Annotated in this window: 20 protein-coding genes; 11 read left to right on the forward strand and 9 right to left on the reverse strand. The window is 71.3% G+C overall.

From position 1 onward, the window contains the following. Positions 1 to 107 precede the first annotated feature (107 nt). Entirely contained in the window at positions 108 to 1,379 is a 1,272-nt protein-coding gene (locus QEZ54_RS09190; protein ID WP_281304083.1) for an MFS transporter, read from the reverse strand. Between the two features lie 66 nt (positions 1,380 to 1,445). Here QEZ54_RS09190 and QEZ54_RS09195 point away from each other — a divergent pair, with 66 nt between their 5' ends. From QEZ54_RS09195 to QEZ54_RS09205, 3 genes are all read left to right on the forward strand, one after another. After that, the gene (locus tag QEZ54_RS09195; RefSeq protein WP_281304084.1) at positions 1,446 to 2,426 is read left to right on the forward strand and encodes a DUF5937 family protein; all 981 of its coding nucleotides are present in this window, start codon (positions 1,446 to 1,448) and stop codon (positions 2,424 to 2,426) included. Positions 2,427 to 2,627: 201 nt separating this feature from the next. Then, positions 2,628 to 3,878 carry an extracellular solute-binding protein gene (locus QEZ54_RS09200; protein WP_281304085.1) on the forward strand — a complete coding sequence of 417 codons (1,251 nt, stop codon included), beginning with the start codon at positions 2,628 to 2,630 and terminating at the stop codon, positions 3,876 to 3,878. 9 nt (positions 3,879 to 3,887) lie between these two features. Next, entirely contained in the window at positions 3,888 to 4,205 is a 318-nt protein-coding gene (locus tag QEZ54_RS09205) for a hypothetical protein (RefSeq protein WP_281304086.1), read from the forward strand. 18 nt (positions 4,206 to 4,223) lie between these two features. Here QEZ54_RS09205 and QEZ54_RS09210 read toward each other — a convergent pair whose 3' ends face one another. After that, positions 4,224 to 5,459, reverse strand: coding sequence for a beta-ketoacyl-[acyl-carrier-protein] synthase family protein (locus QEZ54_RS09210; RefSeq protein WP_281304087.1), 1,236 nt, complete (start codon positions 5,457 to 5,459; stop codon positions 4,224 to 4,226). Between the two features lie 70 nt (positions 5,460 to 5,529). Here QEZ54_RS09210 and QEZ54_RS09215 point away from each other — a divergent pair, with 70 nt between their 5' ends. After that, positions 5,530 to 6,123: a TetR/AcrR family transcriptional regulator C-terminal domain-containing protein gene (locus QEZ54_RS09215; RefSeq protein ID WP_281304088.1), complete on the forward strand. Its 594-nt coding sequence runs from the start codon at positions 5,530 to 5,532 to the stop codon at positions 6,121 to 6,123. A 188-nt stretch (positions 6,124 to 6,311) separates the two neighbouring features. Next, positions 6,312 to 6,719: a VOC family protein gene (locus tag QEZ54_RS09220; RefSeq protein WP_281304089.1), complete on the forward strand. Its 408-nt coding sequence runs from the start codon at positions 6,312 to 6,314 to the stop codon at positions 6,717 to 6,719. A 37-nt stretch (positions 6,720 to 6,756) separates the two neighbouring features. Here the strand turns inward: QEZ54_RS09220 and QEZ54_RS09225 are convergent, their stop codons facing one another. The 3 genes from QEZ54_RS09225 to sulP are packed head-to-tail and all read right to left on the reverse strand — an operon-like array spanning position 6,757 to position 9,558. Next, positions 6,757 to 7,431 carry a phosphoribosyltransferase family protein gene (locus QEZ54_RS09225; RefSeq protein WP_281304298.1) on the reverse strand — a complete coding sequence of 225 codons (675 nt, stop codon included), beginning with the start codon at positions 7,429 to 7,431 and terminating at the stop codon, positions 6,757 to 6,759. Beyond that, positions 7,364 to 7,819, reverse strand: coding sequence for a hypothetical protein (locus tag QEZ54_RS09230; protein WP_281304090.1), 456 nt, complete (start codon positions 7,817 to 7,819; stop codon positions 7,364 to 7,366). Before QEZ54_RS09230 ends, QEZ54_RS09225 begins: the two co-directional genes overlap by 68 nt. Positions 7,820 to 7,872: 53 nt before the next feature. Beyond that, positions 7,873 to 9,558, reverse strand: a complete 1,686-nt coding sequence (sulP, locus tag QEZ54_RS09235) for a sulfate permease (protein WP_281304091.1) — start codon at positions 9,556 to 9,558, stop codon at positions 7,873 to 7,875. Between the two features lie 185 nt (positions 9,559 to 9,743). Between sulP and QEZ54_RS09240 the strand changes: the two genes are divergently transcribed. Beyond that, entirely contained in the window at positions 9,744 to 10,640 is an 897-nt protein-coding gene (locus tag QEZ54_RS09240) for an alpha/beta fold hydrolase (protein ID WP_281304092.1), read from the forward strand. Between the two features lie 121 nt (positions 10,641 to 10,761). Then, positions 10,762 to 12,084, forward strand: a complete 1,323-nt coding sequence (locus QEZ54_RS09245) for an FAD-dependent monooxygenase (RefSeq protein WP_281304093.1) — start codon at positions 10,762 to 10,764, stop codon at positions 12,082 to 12,084. 29 nt (positions 12,085 to 12,113) lie between these two features. Here the strand turns inward: QEZ54_RS09245 and QEZ54_RS09250 are convergent, their stop codons facing one another. Then, positions 12,114 to 12,407: a hypothetical protein gene (locus QEZ54_RS09250; RefSeq protein ID WP_281304094.1), complete on the reverse strand. Its 294-nt coding sequence runs from the start codon at positions 12,405 to 12,407 to the stop codon at positions 12,114 to 12,116. Positions 12,408 to 12,622: 215 nt separating this feature from the next. On the opposite strand from QEZ54_RS09250, the gene QEZ54_RS09255 reads away from it, so the two are divergent. Beyond that, the gene (locus tag QEZ54_RS09255) at positions 12,623 to 13,282 is read left to right on the forward strand and encodes a TOPRIM nucleotidyl transferase/hydrolase domain-containing protein (protein WP_281304095.1); all 660 of its coding nucleotides are present in this window, start codon (positions 12,623 to 12,625) and stop codon (positions 13,280 to 13,282) included. Between the two features lie 62 nt (positions 13,283 to 13,344). Beyond that, positions 13,345 to 13,575, forward strand: coding sequence for a hypothetical protein (locus QEZ54_RS09260; protein WP_281304096.1), 231 nt, complete (start codon positions 13,345 to 13,347; stop codon positions 13,573 to 13,575). Positions 13,576 to 13,607: 32 nt separating this feature from the next. On the opposite strand, the gene QEZ54_RS09265 is transcribed toward QEZ54_RS09260, so the two are convergent. Both QEZ54_RS09265 and QEZ54_RS09270 read right to left on the reverse strand, forming a co-directional pair. Further along, on the reverse strand, positions 13,608 to 14,660 hold the full coding sequence (locus QEZ54_RS09265) for a universal stress protein (RefSeq protein ID WP_281304097.1): 1,053 nt from the start codon (positions 14,658 to 14,660) through the stop codon (positions 13,608 to 13,610). Then, positions 14,657 to 17,053, reverse strand: a complete 2,397-nt coding sequence (locus QEZ54_RS09270; protein ID WP_281304098.1) for a phosphoketolase family protein — start codon at positions 17,051 to 17,053, stop codon at positions 14,657 to 14,659. Before QEZ54_RS09270 ends, QEZ54_RS09265 begins: the two co-directional genes overlap by 4 nt. Before the next feature lie 175 nt (positions 17,054 to 17,228). Between QEZ54_RS09270 and QEZ54_RS09275 the strand changes: the two genes are divergently transcribed. Further along, the gene (locus tag QEZ54_RS09275; protein WP_281304099.1) at positions 17,229 to 17,747 is read left to right on the forward strand and encodes a (2Fe-2S)-binding protein; all 519 of its coding nucleotides are present in this window, start codon (positions 17,229 to 17,231) and stop codon (positions 17,745 to 17,747) included. Positions 17,748 to 17,840: 93 nt separating this feature from the next. Here the strand turns inward: QEZ54_RS09275 and QEZ54_RS09280 are convergent, their stop codons facing one another. Next, a complete protein-coding gene (locus QEZ54_RS09280) occupies positions 17,841 to 18,185 on the reverse strand; it encodes a PPC domain-containing DNA-binding protein (protein ID WP_348650526.1) in 345 nt (114 codons plus the stop codon). Between the two features lie 313 nt (positions 18,186 to 18,498). Here QEZ54_RS09280 and QEZ54_RS09285 point away from each other — a divergent pair, with 313 nt between their 5' ends. Then, complete coding sequence (locus tag QEZ54_RS09285) at positions 18,499 to 19,893, forward strand: hypothetical protein (RefSeq protein WP_281304101.1); 1,395 nt, start codon at positions 18,499 to 18,501, stop codon at positions 19,891 to 19,893. The last annotated feature ends 95 nt before the right edge of the window (positions 19,894 to 19,988 follow it).

The raw sequence follows: 19,988 nt of genomic DNA on the forward strand, positions 1-19,988 counted from the left end.
ACCGGGGTCGCGAAGGACGGATGCCCACCGTCACCGGGCCCGGTCCTTCGGATGGCCAGCTCTTGACCTAGCCCGCCATCAGGCCGCCGGACACCCCGGGCAGACGGCTACGCGCCGCTGACGGTCGAGCGCGGGGCCATACGCCGCCGCCCCACCGAAGGTCGCTCCGACGGGCGGTCCGTGCCCGCTCCCCCGACGGACCACCACCACAGGCCCACCGCCGCGGCGCCGGCACCCGCCGCCGCCATCGCCACCCCGACCGAGACCTCCTCCGCGAGCACCCCCAGCAGCAGCGGCCCGACTCCCTGCAGGGTCATCAGGCCGGTGAACTGCAGCGCGAACGCCTGGCCGCGTACGGCGGGGGCGAGCGCGTCCAGGAAGGGGCGCTGGACGCCGAGGGAGTAGCAGAAGGCGGCACCGGCCAGGAACATGACGACCATCGCGGTGGCGGCGGATACCGGGGCGGCCAGCAGCGCCAGCGGCGCGCCGAGCCCGGTGATCACGGCAGCGACCAGGCGTTCGCGGGCCTGCGGCCGGACCAGGCGGCCGTAGACGAGGTTGCCCGCGACCATCCCGACGGGCGCGCAGGCAAGGATGGCCCCGGCCAGCGCCGAGCCGTGGCCCCGGTCGGCGGCGTACGGCACGATCAGCGCCTCGGCGCCCGCGATGAACGCCCCGGGCAGCCACTGCACCAGCAGCAGCCGGCGGACGGTGCGGTCGGCCAGCAGCAGCCGGGTGGTGTGCCAGCTCTGCCCCACGGCCGAGCCGGGCACGGCGGGCACCGCAGCCAGCGCGGGCAGGCTCAGTCGTACCCACGCGGCGGCGATCAGGCTGCAGCCGCCCGCTGCCAGCAGCGCCCACCGCGGTCCGGCCGCGGCGACCACCGCGCCGCCGAACGCCAGCCCGAGCAGCTGCGCGCCGCCCGAGGCCACGCTGGACAGCGACCGGCCCAGCACGTACGCGTCGCCGGTGAGCGCCTCGGCGATGAGCCGCTGCGAGGCGCCGCTGAAGACCGGCGCGAACACCGCGACGGCCGCGAGCAGGGTCAGGCTGGCGCCGACGGGCACCGACAGGGCCAGCAGCGCCAGCGCGGCGGCGGCCAGGGCGTCGAGCAGGAACCCTATGGCGATCAGCGGCCGGGGCGGCACCCGGTCGGCGACGGCACCGAGCAGGGTGCCGCCCACGACCTGGGGTACGAAGCCGATGGCGAAGGTCAGCGCGGTGAGGATCGGCGAGCCGGTGCGGTCGAACACCAGCACCGACAGGGCCAGGATGCGCAGCGAGCTGGCGCCGGTGCCGAGCGTCCGGGTCAGGAACAGGGTGCGGAACACCGGTTCGCGCATCACGTCGCGGTAGGTCGCCCTGGCGGTCTCGATCATGCGCAGAGCCTGGTGGCCCGGGGGTACGCCTGTCGAACGTTTCGCGCACAGGCGTAAGGTCGGGCGATGCTGAGGTTCGAGGTCACCGCCGACGACCTGCTGCGCAGCCGGTTCGCACTGTCGCCGCTGTTCGAGCTGGACAGCCTGCTGCGGATCCTGGCCGGCATGTCGCGGGAGAAGCACCTGCCCGAGGCCTGGTCCGGGCGGCTGCGTCCGGCGTACCGGCGCCTTGCCGACGACCCGGCGATCCGGGCGGCGCTCGCGCTGCACTCCCCGCGCCACGGACCGGACTTTCTGGTCCCGCCCCCACCAGGGCTGACCCAGACCATCGCCGACGACCTGGCCGCCGTACGCGCCACCCCGCCGGCGCTGGCCCGGCACGAGATCCGCGCCTGCCTGGCGCGGCGGCCCAGCACCGACCCGGCGGTGCTGGCGATCCTGCACGACGCCGACGTCTGCGCGCTGCTGGCCGCGGCGCTGGAGCGGGCCTGGCACGAGCTGCTGGCCGCCGACTGGCCCCGGCTGCGCGCCATCTGCGAGCGCGACGTCCTGCACCGCACGGCCGGGCTCGGGCGCGGCGGCTGGGCGGAGGCGTTCGACGGGCTGCCGCACGTGCGGTGGCGTGCCGGCGGCATCGAGATCCCCCGGCTCCAGGTGGGCACGGTCTCCGTCGACGGCGCCGGGCTGCTGCTGGTGCCGTCGGTGTTCGTCTGGCCCGGCGTCGCGGCGTACTCCGAACCGCCCTGGCCCGCGACGATCATCTACGCCGCGCGCGGGGTCGGGGCGCTGTGGGAGCCCGCGCCGCCGCCGGCCGAGGCGCTGGCGGCGCTGGTCGGCACGACGCGGGCGCGCCTGCTGGTGGCACTCGACGAACCCGCCAGCACCACCCAGCTGGCCCGTACGCTCCAGCTGGCGCCCGGCGCGGTCGGCGACCACCTGGCGGTGCTTCTGCGCGCGGGCCTGCTCGACCGCGCCCGTTCCGGCCGGTCCGTGCTCTACCGCCGCACCCCCCTCGGCGACGCCCTGACCGCCACCGCCTCCCCCTGACCCACCCTCCGCCGCTCCATCGCTTCGTTCGCGCAGTTTCGGGGAAATTGCAGGAATCTTGGCCCGGATTCCTGCAATTTCCCCGAAACTGCTCCCCCGCCTGAATTGTTTCGACGTCGTTGCGGAATCCCATTAGGATGGACGCCCTGCCTTACGTTCGCATTGACTTTGGCCAACGGCGCTCCTCGATCGGAGAAGGTCATGTCGCAGCCGCACTCCCGCCGGAACTTCCTGATGGGTGCGATCTCTTCGAGCGCTCTCACCGCCGCCGCGCTGTACTTCATGCCCGGTGGCAGGCCGCTGGTCCCGGCGGGCCTGACCCTGTGGACCGGAGCGGACTCCACCGGCGGCCGCCAGCTGCTGTTCGACATGTGGAACAAGGCCAATCCGGACGCCCCGGTGAAGGTCGAGACCGACCCCGGCCGCACCGGCGACCAGAAGCAGCGGATGATCAATGCGGCCGTCGACGGCACCGCCGACATCCTGAACCTCGACATCATCGACATTCCGGAGTTCGCCGCCGCCGGGCTGATCTCTCCGCTCACGCTGAATGAGAACCTCTTCCTCAAGGGAATCCTGCGGCCGGGCGCCGTCGACGGCGAGAAGAACCGGTTCTGGGCCGCGCCGTTCAACACCGATGTCGGCATGGTCTTCGAACGGGTGCCCGCCGGTGCCGCCGCGGCCGAGCGACCGGACCTGCCGCAGATCCTCGACAGCCTCGTCCGCCCGGGATCGCTGGGCTTCGTGGGCCAGGTCGGGCCGGGCTCCTCGGCCTCCGACGAGGCGTTCACCGTCAACGTCCTCGAGCATGTGATCTCCCGCAACCCCGACCTGCTGACCCGGAGCACGAAGTTCACCGACCCGGACATCCCGCTGTACGAGGTCGCCCGGTGGCAGCAGGCGCTGGCCCCGCTGCGGGCCGCCATCGGCGACCGGCGGGTGCTGCTGGCCGACGACGAACCGACCAGCGTGGACGCCTTCATCGGCCGGCCGGGCCCGCGGTTCATGCGCAACTGGCCGGTGGCGTACCGCGACCTGATGGAGCGGGGCGACCAGGACGTGCGGCAGGGCCGGATCAAGGTCCACCCGTTCCCGACCGCGATCCTCGGCGGGCAGAGCCTGGCCGTCGCCGCGAACTCCTCGCACAAGGCGCAGGCGGTGCGGCTCATCGAGTTCCTCACCAGCGACGAGGCGCAGAAGGTCCTGGCCACGCACGGCCTGGCCCCGACCCGGGTGGCCGCCTACACCGATCCGCACCTCAAGGTGGCGATCTCCCATCTGGAGACGATGCGCCAGGCGGTGGAGAACGCGCGCATCCGTCCCGTCCACCGCAACTACGCGGCGTTCACCAGGGCGGTCGCCACCCATATCCGACCCGTACTCGCCGGGCCGGAGCCACTGCCCTCGGCGTTCGTCGACGACATCCGCACCGCCCTGACCGAGCCCGCCTAGGAGGCACCGATGTTGGACGCGATCGAGCTCTGGCAGGTCCCGCTCCTGGTCGCGGGGGTCATCCTCGTCGGCTTCCTGGTCTACGCCTTCATCGCCAACCGCGCCTCGCGGATCACGGCACTGTGGATCAAGATCGTCGGCCTGGTCGCGCTCGGCCTGCTCGTGCTCGTGCTGTTCTACCAGCTCATCAAGCGTGAGGAGCTCCCGGTGGTGACCAGCCTGGTCGCCATCGCGATCGACCTGTTCGTCGGCTGGGTCGCCACCCAGGAGCTCCGGGAGCTGCGGCTGGCCCGCAAGGAGCGGGAGCAGCAGCACCCGCCGGCCTGACACCGGTCGGGCGCGGGGTCAGGCGGTGAACAGCACCGACACGTTCTGACCGCCGAAACCGAACGAGTTGCAGATCGCCGCGCGCAGCCGCTGCGTACGCGGCGCGCCGGTGACGACGTCGTGGTGCACCTCGGGGGCCTTGCGGTCCAGGTTGAGCGTCGGCGGGATGACCCCGTGCTCGATCGACAGCACCGTGATGATGCTCTCGACGGCACCGGCCGCGCCGAACAGGTGCCCGATCGCCGACTTGGGCGCGGTGAGCACCACGTCGTCGCCGAGCGCCTTGCCGATCGCCGCCGCCTCGCCCACGTCGCCGACCACGGTCGACGTGGCGTGGCAGTTGACGTGGTCCACGTCGGAGGGCCGCAGCCCGGCACCGGCGACGGCGTTGAGGACGGCCCGGATCTGACCGGCGCCGCTGGGGTCCGGGCCGGTGATGTGGTACGCGTCGGAGGTCACGCCGTAGCCGGCCAGCCGGGCGCGCACCCGGGCACCGCGGGCGGCGGCGAAGTCGGCCCGCTCCAGCACCAGCACGCCGGCGCCCTCCCCGAGCACCAGCCCGTCCCGGTCGACGTCGAACGGGCGCGACGCGCGCTCCGGCTCGTCGTTGCGCTTGGACAGCGTCCTGGCCTGCGCGAATCCGGCGACCGTGAACGGGGCGATGGCCGCCTCGGCGCCGCCCGCGATGACGACGTCGGCCTCGCCGGACCGGATCAGCCGAGCCGCCAGCACCAGCGCCTCGGCGCCCGAGGAGCACGCCGACACCGGCGTGTAGACGCCCGCGCGGGCGCCCAGTTCGATGCTGACCCAGGCCGCGGGCCCGTTGGGCATCAGCATCGGCACCGCGAACGGCGACAGCTTGCCCGGCCCCTGCGCCTCCAGCACGTCGTCCTGGCCGAGCAGGGTGGTGACCCCGCCGACGCCGGTGCCGATCACGACCGCCAGGCGCACCGGATCGACCTCGGGCTCGCCCGCGTCGGTCCACGCCTGCCGGGCCGCGACCAGTGCCGCCTGCTGGCTGCGGTCCATGCGGCGGGCCTGGACGCGGGGCAGCACGGTGTCCGGCGACACCGCCATCGGGGCGCCGATCCGGGTGGTCAGCTCCGCGGCGCGCGGTGACATCGCGTCGAGCAGGTCGTCGATGCGGCGTACGCCGCTGCGTCCGGCGAGCAGGCCCGCCCACAGGGTGTCGACGTCCCCGCCCAGCGGCGCGGTGGCGCCCAGCCCGGTGACGACGATGTCGGTGTTGCCCATGCTGCTCTCCTCGGTTGTGCCGCCGGTGCAGGGGTTGCGTACTTCTAGTTGTATCGCATACAACTAACGGGTGTCCACCACCACCCAGCCCGCGCGCGCCCGGGGCCGCCGCACCCGGGCCCAGCTGCTGGAGCACGCCGCCCGGCTGTTCGGCGAGCGCGGCTACGAATCGGTGAGCGTCGCCGAGGTCGCCGGTGCCGCCGGAGCGCATCCCAACCAGGTCACCTACTACTTCGGATCCAAGGACGCGCTGTTCGTGCACGCCGCGTTCCTGCTGCTGCTGCGCGACGCGCAGCGCCTGGAGCCCGTCGGCCGGCGGCAGCGGACGCCCGGGTCGTTCCGCGCGGCGCTGGCCCGTACGGCGCTGGCCCTGCCCGCGGTCCCCCTCGCGGTGCAGGCCATGTCGATCACACGGCGGCGGCCGGAGCTGCACGCGGTCGCCGAGCACGATCTCGGACTGCTGTTCCACCAGGCGCAGCGCTACCTGGAGGCGATCCTGGACCGGCGCGGCTGGGTCGTCGACCGGCCGGTCGAGGTGGAGGCGCGGACGTTCTGGAGCACCGTCCTGGGCGCCCGGCTGATCTCCGAATCCGGCTTCGGCGGCCGCTCCAGCGACATCGACCTGGCCGGGGTGCTCACCGTCCGCGCGCCGCACCCGAACTGACCGGTTCGAGCACCTCGGCCGAACGTCCCCGAAGGACCGGTAGCGGGCGCCGGGCGCGCGTCGCCGTCCACGCCGCCAACCGACACTGCGGCGGCCGACGCGTCTGCCCGGCGATGTCGGTCCGCCCTGTAATGATGCTGGTTGTCGCGCTCCGGCGCCATCACCCGACGATCAAAGGAGGATCACCGGTGGCATCCCGCCTCAACCCGTACATCAGCTTCAACGGCACGGCCCGCCAGGCGATGGAGTTCTACCAGAGCGTCCTGGGCGGCGACCTGCGACTGAACACGTTCGGCGAGTTCGGCTCGGCCGACCAGCCGTTCGCCGACCAGATCATGCACGCCATGCTGGAGACCCCGAGCGGCTTCGCCCTGATGGCCTCCGACACCCCGCCGGGGATGCAGTACAACCCGGGCACCAACATCACCGTCAGCCTCAGCGGCGACGACGCCGACCAACTGCGCGGCTACTGGGAGAAACTGGCGGCCACGGGCGACGTGCAGGTGCCCCTGGAGAAGCAGATGTGGGGCGACGAGTTCGGCTCGCTGGTCGACCAGTTCGGCATCCCGTGGATGGTCAACATCACCCAGTCCTGAACCGGCGCCGGCCCGGGGACCCCGCCCCGGGCCTCGGTCAGGCGGCGGGCCGCTCGCGGTGGGCCGCCTCCAGGATGTGCCCCGACCCTTCGAGCAGCGCGACGACCTCCTCGTCGGAGGTCTGCCGGAAGTCGGCGTAGAACTCCCCCACGGCGAAGAACGACGACGGGGTCTCCAGGCTGATCACCTCGTCGGCCACCCGCCGCAGCTCGGCGGCCGAGTCCGGCGAGGCGACCGGCACCGCGAGCACCACCCGCGCCGCACCCCGGGCGCGGGCGATCTCGCACGCGGCCCGGGCGGTCGCGCCGGTGGCGATCCCGTCGTCGACGATCACCACGGTCCGGTCGGCGATCGACTCCGGCGGCCTGCCGCCGCGGTACCGCCGCACCCGGCGGTCCAGCTCGATCCGCTCGTGGTCCTCCACGACGGCGATGTCGTGCTCGCCGAGGCCGGTCATGGCCAGCACGTCGTCGTTGAGCACGCGCACGTCCTGCTCCCCGATCGCGCCCATGGCGACCTCGGACTGGCCCGGGACGCCGAGTTTGCGGACGACCAGGACGTCAAGCGGCGCCCCGAGCGCGCGGGCGACCTCGACGGCGACGACCACGCCGCCGCGCGGCAGGCCGAGCACGACTGGTTCGGCGTCATGCAGGAACGTGAGCCGCTGAGCCAGCCGGTGCCCGGCGTCGGTACGGTGCGCGAAAGTCATGATGTGCCACCCCCACACCCCATGGTGTCCCGGCGGGGCCGCACCGGCCAGCGGTACCTCGATCCTGCGCGGCGGCCGGCACCTTGCGTGGCCACCAGAGCACCAGCGAGTCCACGTACATCGCCCGGATCAGGTACTTGTCGCGCACCTGCCAGGACAGGCCCCTCCTGACGAACGGGACGCCCGAGCGGTGAAGCAGTAGCAGGCCACCAATGATCATCGCCATAGCAGCTCCCCAGGTGCCGATGATCTCCGCCTGGTTCGTCGCTCCGGTGCTCGCGGCCCGGAAGAACAGGAGCATGGGCACCAGGGTCAGCCGTTCGAGGTACAGCGCGGCGACGTAGGCGGGCCTGCTCCGGATGACGGCCAGTTCCTCGGAGGTGATCGACATGCGGACACCGTAGTGGCCGGCCGCCATCCCCGGCCGTCGGCGGTGACGCTGCTTCAGGGGCGGTCGTGGGCGGCGTGGAACGCGTCGACGGCGGTCGGCAGGGTGGGATAGAGGCGGTCGCGGCCTATGGTGTCGGCTATCCCGAATGCCACCAGTTCCTCCATCAGGTCCTGTTTCACCCTGGCCAGCGCGAGGGTGACGCCGCGACGTTCGAGCTCCTGCCGCAGCGCGTCCAGGGCCTCCAGCGCGGTGATGTCGACCTCGACGATCGCCTCGGTGTTCAGCACGAACCAGGTCACCGGCTGCGGATTGGCGTCCAGCGCGTGCAGGGCCCGGCGGCGGAAGTCCTCCGCGTTGGCGAAGAACAGCGGTGAGTCGTACCGGTAGACCAGCAGCCCCGGCACCGTGGTGGCCTCGGGGTAGTCCTCGATGTCGTGCATCCCGGCCAGGCCGGGCACCGTGCCCTGCACGGCGTCGTGCGGGCGGGCGACCCGCGACAGCATCTCGGCCACCGACAGCGCCACGGCGGCGAGCACCCCGTACAGGATGTCGAAGGCGAGCACGCCCACGCACGCGGCCAGGGCCAGCAGGAACTCGCTGCGCCGGAACCGGGCCAGGCGGCGGAAGCCGGGCAGGTCGATCAGGCGCAGCGCGGCGTACACGATGATGGCGCCCAGGGCCGCGGTCGGGAACCCGGCCAGCAGCGGCCCGGCGAACAGCAGCGTGGCCAGGATCAGCACCAGCGTGGTCAGCGAGTAGAGCTGGCTGCGGGCACCCGCCGCGTCGGCCAGCGCGGTACGGCTGCCGCTGCTGCTGACCGGGAAGCCGCGCAGCAGCCCCGACCCGAGGTTCGCCGCGCCCAGGGCCAGCAGCTCGGCGTTCGCGTCGACCTCGCGGCGGTGCCGGGCGGCGAACGCGCGGGCGGTCAGCATGTTGTCGGTGTAACCGACGAGCATCACCCCGACGGCGGGCAGCAGCAGGTCCGACAGGTCGGTGACGTCGGGCCAGGCGAAGGTCGGCAGGCCGGAGGCGACCGGGCCGACCACCCGGATGCCGTAGCTCTGCAGGTCGAAGGCGGCCGTCGCGGCGGTGGCCAGCAGCACCGCCAGCAGCGGGGCCGGCACCGCGCGCAGGTAGCGCTGCGCCACGAACAGGAACACCAGCACCGCCGCGCCGAGCGCGAGTGTGGCCGGGTGGATGTCGCCGAGGCCGCCCAGGAACGCGCGCACCTCGCCGAGCAGCGACTGCCCGTCCACCGGTACGCCGGTGAGCCGCTCCAGCTGGCCGATGATCATGATGACGGCGACGCCCGCGAGGTAGCCCACGAGGATGGGCTTGGACAGCAGGTCCGCCACGAACCCGAGCCGGACCACCCGGCACAGCAGGCACAGCAGGCCGACGAGCGCGGCCAGCCCGGCGGCCAGGGCGGCGTACCGGCCCGGGTCCCCGGCCGCGAGGGGTGCGATCACGGTCGCGGTCATCAGGGCCGTGGTCGACTCCGGACCCACGGACAGGTGGCGCGAGGAGCCGAACACGGCGTACAGCGCCAGCGCCGGGACGGCGGCCCACAGCCCGGCCACCGGCGGCAGGCCGGCCAGGCCCGCGTACGCCATGACCTGCGGAACCAGGTATGCCGCGACGGTCGCTCCAGCGAGCAGGTCACCGCGCAGCCAGGTCCGGTCGTACTCGCGCAGGGCCGCGAGTCCGGGCAGCAGCGACGTCGATCGTGGACGGTCCATCCGACACTTCTACCCCACCGGCGCCAGTGCCGCGATCAGACGAACCGGTCATTCGCGGGACGGCCGCCAGCCGGAGCAGTCCGCGCAACACGACCCAGGGTTCGGCGACATATCCCCAGGTAGGTACCAGTTAGACGACTAAGGTGACGGCATACCCGTTTCCACCGTCCGAAAGGTGATCGGCTGTGCCTGGCGAACCCGGAGCATTTGCTACCTGCAACAACATCCAGATCTGGTACCGGGACGAGGGTCCCCAGACCGGCGAACCGATTCTGCTGATCATGGGCCTGGGCTCGCAGCTCATCGCCTGGCCGCAGGACTTCGTGGACGACCTGACCGGGCGGGGCTACCGCGTCATCCGCTTCGACAACCGCGACAGCGGCCTGTCGGAGAAGATCGAGCCGGCGGCGGGCGCCATCGAGACCGATCCGACGATCAACGCGGCGTACCAGCTCACCGACATGGCGGCCGACAGCGTCGGGCTGCTGGACCACCTCGGCATCGACCGCGCGCACATCGTGGGCGCCTCGATGGGCGGCATGATCGCCCAGACGCTCGCGATCCACCACCCCGAGCGGGTGCGGACCCTCTGCTCGATCATGAGCACCACCGGGGCGCCGTTCGTCGGCCTGCCGACGCTGGAGGCCGCCGCGGCCGTACTGGCCGGGACGCCCGCCGAGCGCGAGGCGGCCATCGCGCACATCGCCAACGTCACGCGGATCATCGGGTCCCGCACGCTGGAGGCCGAGGAGCGGGAGGCCCGGCTCGCGGGCGCCACCGCCGCCTACGACCGGATGTTCTACCCCGCCGGCACCAAGCGCCAGTTCGGTGCGATCACCGCGGCGCCCAACCGCACCGCTGCGCTCGGGGAGTTCGCCAAGCTCGGCATCCCCGTCCTGGTGGTGCACGGCGGCGAGGACTCGCTGATCAACGTCAGCGGCGGCCGGGCCACGCACAACGCCGTACCCGGCTCCGAGCTCGTCGTGCTCGACACGATGGGACACGACCTGCCGGCCAGCCTGCGGCCGCAGGTCCTCGACGCGATCGACGCCAACGCGAAGAAGGCGCTGGTCAGCGCCTGATCTGGTGGTGAACCCGGGTGGTCGCGGCTGGTCCGCGGCCACCCGGTTTACCGCCGGGCGTCTGAGGCGACTGCGCATCGTGGAAGAAGCGGCCGCTGACCTCGCGTGTTTAGGGTGCGGCATGCCTTCCGACCGTACGGCCGTGGTGATCGGCGCCAGCATGGGCGGCCTGCTGGCCGCCCGCGCCCTCAGCGACACGCACACCCGGGTCGTGGTCGTGGACCGCGACGACCTGCCCGCCCAGGCGGCCGACCGGCGCGGCGTGCCGCAGGGCAGGCAGCTGCACGTGCTGCTGTCGCGGGGGCGGGAGGCGATGGAGGAGCTGTTCCCCGGCCTGACCCGCGAACTGCGCGACCTCACCGTGCCGATGGTCGACCTGCACGGCCAGGTGTACTGGTACAACGACGGACATCTGATGGCCCAGGCCGAGTCCCCGCTCATCGCGGCGGGGATGAGCCGTCCGCTGCTGGAGCACGCGGTCCGGGGCCGCGTCGCCGCGCTGCCCGGGGTCGAGTTCGTCCCCGCCACCGAGGCGGTCGGGCTGGTCACCACCGCCGACCGGCAGCGCGTCACCGGGGTGCGGCTGCACCACCGCGACGGTACCGAGACGGCGGTCGCCGCCGACCTCGTCGTGGACGCCTGCGGCCGGGCCTCGCGCACTCCGGTGTGGCTGACCGAGCTGGGCTACCAGGCGCCCGCCGAGGAGCAGGTACGCATCGATGTCACCTACGTCACCCGGGTCTACCGGCACGAACCGCACCACCTCGACGGGATGCTGGGCACGCTGACCAACGCGGTGCCGGGCGCGCCCCGCTCGGGCATCGTCGCGCTGCAGGAGGACGGCCGGATCGCGGTGGCGTTCAACGGCGTGCTCGGCGAGCAGCCGCCGACCGATGACGAGGGCCTGCTGTCGTTCGCCGAGTCGCTGGCGGCGCCGCAGATCGCCGAGATCGTCAAGTCGGCGCAGCCGCTGACCGAGCCGGTCAGCATGCGCTTCCCGGCCAGCCGGCGCAGGCGGTATGAGCGGCTGCGCCGGTTCCCGGCGGGCTACCTGGTCGTCGCGGACGCGCTGTGCAGCTTCAACCCGATCTACGGGCAGGGTATGACGGTCGCCGCGCTGGAGGCGCTGCTGCTGCGCCGGCTGCTGGCGGCCGGCGACGCGCAGCTGAGCCGCCGCTTCTTCCGGGGCAGCGCCCGGCTGATCGACGCGCCCTGGGCCATCGCGGTCGGCACCGACCTGCGCTTCCCCGAGGTCGAAGGGCCCCGCTCACTGCGGGTCCGGTTCGTCAACGCGTACGTGCACCGCCTGCACGTCGCCGCGACCGCCGACGCGCCCCTCGGGGCGGCGTTCCTGCGCGTGCTGAACCTGGTCGACCCGCCGACCGCACTGCTCGCGCCGAAGACGGTGTGGCGGGTGCTGCGCGGCTACCGGCGGGGCCGTTGAGGAAGGGGCGGCCTCAGCCACCCCTCGCCTCAGCAGTTGGCGTTGACGGCGGGGATCCACCCGTCCTGGCCGGGCGCCTCGGCGCCGTGCCCGTAGATCCATACTGAACCGTCGTCGATGGCCTGACCGTGCCAGCGGAAACCACGTCCGGCCGACAGCGTGCGCAGCACGAAGCCGTGCGGATCGGTACGCAGCCAGGTGTTCTGGTTGAGGTTGCACACGAAGCCGGGAGCGTCACTGGCCGAGGCCGGTGCGGCGGCCGCCGTCGTGCCGGCGAGGACGACCAGCACAGCCGTGCCGGCATGGAGGAGTCGGCGCTTCACAGATGCCCTTCCGTAGATGGCCGGGAATTGCGATCATGGTCCAGCCCAGTATCGCGATCTCGGCCGGACCCGCAACTTGAGCCGGGGTCGAGGTGGATACGTGGTCACTTCGATGCCGGTGCCCCCGCTCCGCAGCCCGCAAACCCGGCGACCGGCGCTGCACGCGGCCATAAATGGCTGTGCAGCGCCTGGCCGCATCCTCGATCATCGACGCCATGGTTGGCACTGATCCCGGCGATTCCACCGGTAGGCGGCCCGACGACCTCGGCGGGCCCGACGCCACGGTCCGGGCCACGGCCCGCGCCCTGGCCAAGGTCGACGACGCGGCGTCGCTGGTGCTGGTCGAGGGCCTGCTCGACGAGATCGCGCTGCGGACGGCCGCCGAGGCCCGGGGCCGGGACCTCGACGCCGAGCGGGTCGTGCTCGTGCCGATCGGCGGCGCGCACGCGATCAGCCGGTTCCTGGGCGACCTCGGCCCGCTCGCCACCCGGGTACGGCTGGCGGGCCTGTGCGACCTGCGCGAGGCCGAGCTGTTCCGGCGGGCCGTGGCCGCCCATGTCGGCTCGGAGCTGACCCGCGCCGACATGGAGCGCCTCGGCTTCCACGTCTGCGACCGGGACCTGGAGGACGAGCTGATCCGCGCGCTCGGGATGGAGGAGGTCCAGGCCCTGTTCGAGGCTCAGGGCGACCTCGGGCTGTTCCACCAGTTCCAGAGCCAGCCCGCCTGGCGCGGCCGGCCGGTCCAGGCGCAGACGTACCGGTTCGTCCGCAGCAGCGGCAGCCGGAACCTGCGCTACACGCGCCTGTTCGTCGAGGCTGCGGTCGCGCTCGGCAGGCTGCCCCGCCCGCTCGACGCCCTGCTCACCGCCGTCTGAGCCGCGTACGCAGGATCAGGAAGGTCGCCTGGTGGCGTCGCATACCTCGCTAACCTGGGCACATGGTTACGGTGACGGCGAACGACATCCGGGTGCTCGCGCGTTCACGGGAGGTCGATCCGGTCCTCGCGGTGGTCGACGGCGAGATCGCGGTGATCCCCCACGCGGCGCTCAAGGCGGGTGACACGGCCCTGTGCAGCCAGCAGAAGCTGGTCGGCGAGCTGGGCGACGAGATCACCGACATCGAGGCGCAGCTGTTCGCCGGGCGCCTGGCCAACCTGCTGCCCGAGTAGCCCGGCGCGCCCGGCCGGAGGCGAGGCCGCGGTCATGCCGCGGGTCGGGGCACGAGCAGGACCGGGCAGCGGGCGTGGTGGAGCACCTGGTGGCTGACCGAGCCCATGACCAGTCCGGTGAACCCGCCGCAGCCGCGCCCGCCGACGACGACGAGCTGGGCCTGCTCGGACAACTCGACCAGGACCCGGGCCGGCCGGCCCCGGACCAGGTGCTCGCGTACGGCGACGTCGGGGTGCCGCTCGCGTACCGCCGCCAGCGCCTCGGCCAGGCTGCGCCCCTCCTTCTCGGCCACCGCGGCGGTGGCGTGGTCCTGGCGCAGGATCGCCGTACCGATCGGCTCGGCGCCGGGCGCCCCCGGCCGGATCGTGCCCACCTGCACCCCGCCGACGTGCGCGGTCTCCTCGCGCACGACCGCGCCGTGGTGCGGCTCGACGCCCTGGACCGCGCCGTGGTGCGGCTCGCCCCGGTGCACCGCGCCGGGGACCGGCTCGTGCCCGTGGCCGGAGTGGCGGGTCCAGGTGTGCACGGCCATCAGCTCGGCCCGGCGCAGCTCGGCCTCGGCGAACGCCGCGTCGATGGCGGTGGCGCTGTGCAGCTCCGCGTCGACGCCGACCACGACCGGGCCGCCGGGGTGCTCGGTGCCCCGGGCGACCAGGACCGGGGTGTGCCCGTGCTGCGTGCAGTGCACGGCGACCGACCCGACGAGTAGGCCGGTGAACCCGCCCAGGCCCCGGTCGCCGAGGACCAGCAGGCTGGCGTCCTTGGCGGCGTGCATGAGCACGGGGGCGGGCGCCCCGGTGAGCAGCTCCGCGGTGACGGGCACCGACGGGGCCGCCGCGACGGCCGCGGCGTGGGCGTCGGCGAGGATGCGTTCGGCGTCGTGGCGCAGGCCGCCGGTGGCCGGGCCGGACTCCGAGGGGCCGGTGTTGACGTTCATCAGCGGCCAGATGAACGCGTGCACCAGGCGCAGCGGCAGCCGCCGCAGGACGGCCTCCTGGGCGCCGAGCCGTACGGCCAGCAGGGACGAGTCCGAGCCGTCGACGCCGACGACGACGGGGCCGCGCGGGTCGTCGATGGTGTTCATCGCCGGCCCTGCCACATCCACTCGGTGATCTCGGGCGCGTCGGTGCCGTACGCCCGGGTGTAGTCGCGGGCGCGCTGGCGGGCGTCGGTCATCTGCTGGCGCAGCCCGGCGGCGCTGACCGCCAGCCCCGGCACCCGGTCGACGACGTCGATGACAAGCCGGTAGCGGTCCAGGTCGTTGAGCATCACCATGTCGAACGGCGTGGTGGTGGTGCCCTCCTCCTTGTACCCCCGGACGTGGATGTTGTCGTGGTTGCGGCGCCGGTAGGTGAGCCGGTGGATCAGCGACGGGTAGCCGTGGTAGGCGAAGACGACGGGCCGGTCGGTGGTGAAGATGGCGTCGAACTGGGAGTCGGGCAGGCCGTGCGGGTGCTCGGACTCCGGCTGCAGCCGCATCAGGTCCACGACGTTGACCACGCGTACCCGCAGCTGGGGCAGGTACTGCCGCAGCAGGTCCACCGCGGCCAGGGTCTCCAGGGTGGGCACGTCCCCGGCGCAGGCCATGACCACGTCCGGCAGCGTGCCCGCGTCGTTGCCGGCCCAGTCCCAGATGCCCAGGCCGCGGCGGCAGTGCAGCGCGGCGTCGGCCATGGACAGCCACGACGGCTGCGGCTGCTTGCCCGCCACCACGACGTTGATGTAGTGGCGGCTGCGCAGGCAGTGGTCCATGGTGGACAGCAGCGTGTTGGCGTCCGGCGGCAGGTACACCCGGATGACCTCGGCCTTCTTGTTGACCACGTGGTCGATGAAGCCGGGGTCCTGGTGCGAGAAGCCGTTGTGGTCCTGCCGCCACACGTGGCTGGACAGCAGGTACGTCAGCGACGCGACCGGGCGCCGCCACGGGATGGACCGGGTCGTCTTGAGCCACTTCGCGTGCTGGTTGACCATCGAGTCGACCACGTGCGTGAACGCCTCGTAGCTGGTCAGCAGGCCGTGGCGGCCGGTGAGCAGGTAGCCCTCGAGCATGCCCTGGCACAGGTGCTCCGACAGCACCTCGATCACCCGGCCGGAGGGGGCGAGGTGGTCGTCGCCGTCGAGGATGTCGGCCGCGAACACCCGGTCGGTCACCTCGAACACCGCGCCCAGCCGGTTGGAGTTGGTCTCGTCCGGCGCGAACAGCCGGAACCGGTCGGGGTTGGCGCGCATGACGTCGCGCAGCCAGGTGCCCAGCACCCGGGTCGCCTCGGCGCTGCCCCCGCCGGGCTGCTCCACCGGCACCGCGTAGTCGGCGATGTCGGGCAGCACCAGGTCGCGCAGCAGCAGGCCGCCGTTGGCGTGCGCGTTGGCCGACATGCGCCGGTGCTCGCCGGGTGCGAGCGGTTCGAGCAGCGCCGCCGGGTGGCCGGTGGCGTCGAAGAGCTCCTCCGGCCGGTACGAGCGCAGCCAGCGCTCCAGCTCGGCCAGGTGCGCCGGGTTGTCCCGCACCTGCGCCAGCGGCACCTGGTGCGCCCGGAACGTGCCCTCGAGCTGGACCCCGTCGACCTCCTTGGGCCCGGTCCAGCCCTTCGGCGTACGCAGGATGATCATCGGCCAGCGGGGGCGGGCGTCGCCCTCGCCGCGCCGGGCCCGGCTCTGGATCGCCTTGATCTGGTCCAGCGCGCTGTCCAGGGCGAACGCGAACTCGTGGTGCACCCGTTCGGGGTCGTCGCCGGAGACGAGGATCGGCTGGTAGCCGTACCCGCGCATGAGCGACAGCAGGTCCTCCTCGGGGATGCGGGCCAGGATCGTCGGGTTTGCGATCTTGTAGCCGTTGAGGTGCAGGATCGGCAGCACCGCCCCGTCGCCGACCGGGTTGCAGAAGGTGTTGCACAGCCAGCTGGCCGCCAGCGGCCCGGTCTCGGCCTCGCCGTCGCCGACCACGCACACGGCCAGCAGGTCCGGGTTGTCGAGCACCGCGCCGTAGGCGTGCATGAGCGAGTAGCCGAGCTCGCCGCCCTCGTGGATCGAGCCGGGCACCTCGGGCGCGACGTGGCTGGGGATGCCGCCGGGGAAGGAGAACTGGCGGAACAGCCGCGCCATGCCCGCCTCGGACCGGTCGACGCTGGGGTAGTGCTCGCTGTAGGTGCCCTCCAGCCAGGTGTTGGCCACGATCGCCGGGCCGCCGTGGCCGGGGCCGGTGATGTAGATGGCGTCGAGGTCGCGGGCGATGATCGCCCGGTTCAGGTGCGCCCAGATCAGGCTCAGTCCCGGGCTGGTGCCCCAGTGCCCCAGCAGGCGCGGCTTGATGTGCTCCGGGCGCAGCGGCTCGCGCAGCAGCGGGTTGTCCATCAGGTAGATCTGGCCGACCGTGAGGTAGTTGGCCGCCCGCCACCAGGTGTCGATCCGGGTCAGCTCCTCGTGGCTGAGGTGGACCACGCCCGCGGTGGTGTCGGTGCCGTGCGAGTGCAGGGTCATATGACCGATCTTCGCCGGTTTAGACGGGGGCGCGCAGGGAAAATGTCCGCTCCGTCGACCTGAGATCCAGGCCGTGGGCTGCGCCATTCCGGTAACGCCCGAACAATGCGAATTTGACCGAGTATGCCTGCCTGGCGCTATACCGTGTCGGGAAGGCCTGCCACTAGGAGGAGCGATGTCGGCTTCCAACCTGCCTGACGCCGAAGCGGGTCCCGGCCCGGTCGACGTGGTGCTCACCATCAACGGACGGACCCACGTCGTACGCATCGAGCCCAGGGTGAGCCTGCTGGACTGCCTACGCGACGTCGTCGACCTCACCGGCACCAAGAAGGGCTGCAACCAGGGTGCCTGCGGCGCCTGCACGGTATGGATCGACAAGCGCCGGGTCCTGGCCTGCCTGACCCTGGCCATCGCCTGCGAGGGCCGCGAGATCACCACCATCGAGGGCCTGGCCGAGAACGGGCACCTGCACCCGATGCAGAAGGCGTTCCTCAGCCACGACGCGTTCCAGTGCGGCTACTGCACGCCGGGGCAGATCATGTCGGCGGTCGCGCTGCTGGCGGAGGGGCACACCGGCGACGACGCCGAGATCGGCGAGTGGATGAGCGGCAACCTGTGCCGCTGCGCCGCGTACCCCAACATCCGCGCCGCCATCCGCGAGGTCCGCGACGGAGTCCCGCACGCGACCCGCTAACCTCCCGCGGCTTGAGTAACCTGCACGGGGGCGTAGGGCTGCTCCGAGGGAGTCCTACGCCCCCGTGCGGTACGTGGGACTTTGCCGACCCCGCTAAAGGGCCAGCACGTAGGCGTTGACGAAGAACGTCTCGACCCGCGCCCAGTGAAGGTGACCGGCGAGCGCCGCGTCGCCTTCGCGACCGAGCACTACATGAAGGTGCACTTTCCCGTTCTTGACCTCGCCCGTACCCGTCAGCTCGAACGGCTGCCGATACTCGGTGAGGATGTCCTTGGAGGCGTCCTCGGCGGGCATGTTCGAGATGCAGCACTCGTCGACGGCACCGATGAGCGACACGACCGCCCCGTCCGTGACGCCACGCTCCGCGAGCTGAGCCGCGATGGTCTCCATGACCTCCTGCCCCGGCTGGACAGACACTACAAGCATTGCTCTCCTCATTAGGGCGTAACTGGGCTGACACCGGCCAGGAGTGCGGCCATGGTCCGAAGATTCTCCCGTGCGCCGACCGTCAAGCTATTGAGTTTGTGCCAGGAACTTACTCATATCGATTGTCTGCCCAGCCAGCCTCCCATGATCATCTGCTCGCACCCCTCACGGCAGGTTGCAGGAGTGCCCTTAATGGATGGCGCGACTCTCTACCTGTGGCTAGGCTGGAACCCTTTGGCTCGCGCTGAAGGTCACTCAAGGCAGGTAGCCAGTGTCCAACCGCAGGTCCCGACAGCAGCCCGACAGCCCCTCCCCGGTGCCGGAGGTGGCGATCCTAATAGGCGACGTCGACGTGGCACCGTGGCTAGCAAATCCGCTTACCATCACCAAAAAGTCCGGGCTGCACAGTGAAGCGAAGTTCCTCCTTAAACACGAGGTCGTTCGACACGGCGCATTTGACTACTCAGCTCGCGTTGTCATCAAGGTTCGGCTGGCGGGAGTTGAGCACCCTCGCTTCCACGGTTACGTCAACCATGCTTGGCCAGACCGGTCAGGTCTGCATGTCCACTGCATCTCTCACGCACAGATCAGCCTGAACGAAGCACGCCCAGGCTGGTGGATGCACGAGAACGTCCGCCCTTTCGAGCTTATCTATACGATGTCGCGCACGGCGGGATATAGCGACGATCAACTTCGAATTGAAGGCATAGATGAACTGAAGGAAGAAGATGTGGAAGTCCTCGTTCCCATTTACGGAATTCGCGTGGAACGAGAAACGAAAGTTGGGCCTTATACGTTAGTACCCCCATCGCAGATCACATGGACCAAAGGCCCATGGACACCACCCGACGTGCCGCCCGCACGGATTGGCAACACCCAGACTGTGGTACAAGGCTTCAACGAACTTAAGGCTTACCTTAAAGGCACTTATAGAGCGAAGACCTTGTTTGAGGCTGAACGTCGAGGCAGTGAGGATGCCGATATCGCGTCAGCGTGGCTGGCCACCAGACTTAAGTTTACCTCTGTTGCACTTCCCCACGAAGTGCCCCAGTGGTTTAACCAGATGTCTAGCCGCGTCCGACCTCAGAGCGGCTCGCTGCTAGCGGTACGTGCGCTCGAAAGCGGTCGGCGCTGGATTCGGGCAACGACTCTCAACATGCGATATATGGTGACCGAAATACCGATCTCAGAAAGTTGGGCTGAAGAACCCCAGCTTATGGACGAGATTACGGTCCAGGAAAGAGAGGCGTTCCTCTGCTTTTGGCGGTCAGTCGACCTGCGTGACCCGCTTACGTCGTTGATAGCTTTGTTTGACACGATTGAATTTTATGTTGGATCGACAACCCTGCCAGACACGTTCGCAAAAGAAGACCTTAATCGCCTGATGCGCGAGGCGCCAGAATGGCTGTCGGACACCCAAAGAACCCGCTATACAGAGGTCTTGCGAAATGGACTGAATAGTCCTTCCCTGGCCCGGCGGTTGGACGCGAGGCTCAAAAGTGATGGCGTCCCGGTGACGGAGGCCGAGCGTGCAACAATACGGAAGCTTAGGGGGCTCAGAAATCCCGCACAGCACGGGCGAAAGAGAAAGGCTCCAGCGATGGAGGACCTTAGGACTGGATGGTCAGTCGTTGCTCGCATGCTCGTTTACCGGGCAGCACGGGTCAGGGGTGATGCGAATGATGACGAAAGTGCCCAGCCCGTGAGCATTGATACCTGACGCCCCCACGTGAGCGAGTGTGTTCTAGGCAGCCCGGGGCAACTGCTCCCATGGCTTGGGCAGTGCCTCCAGCCGGGCGAGATGCTCGCGGTGCC

This window comes from Catellatospora sp. KI3 (assembly GCF_029948125.1).
Classification (GTDB): Bacteria; Actinomycetota; Actinomycetes; order Mycobacteriales; family Micromonosporaceae; genus Catellatospora.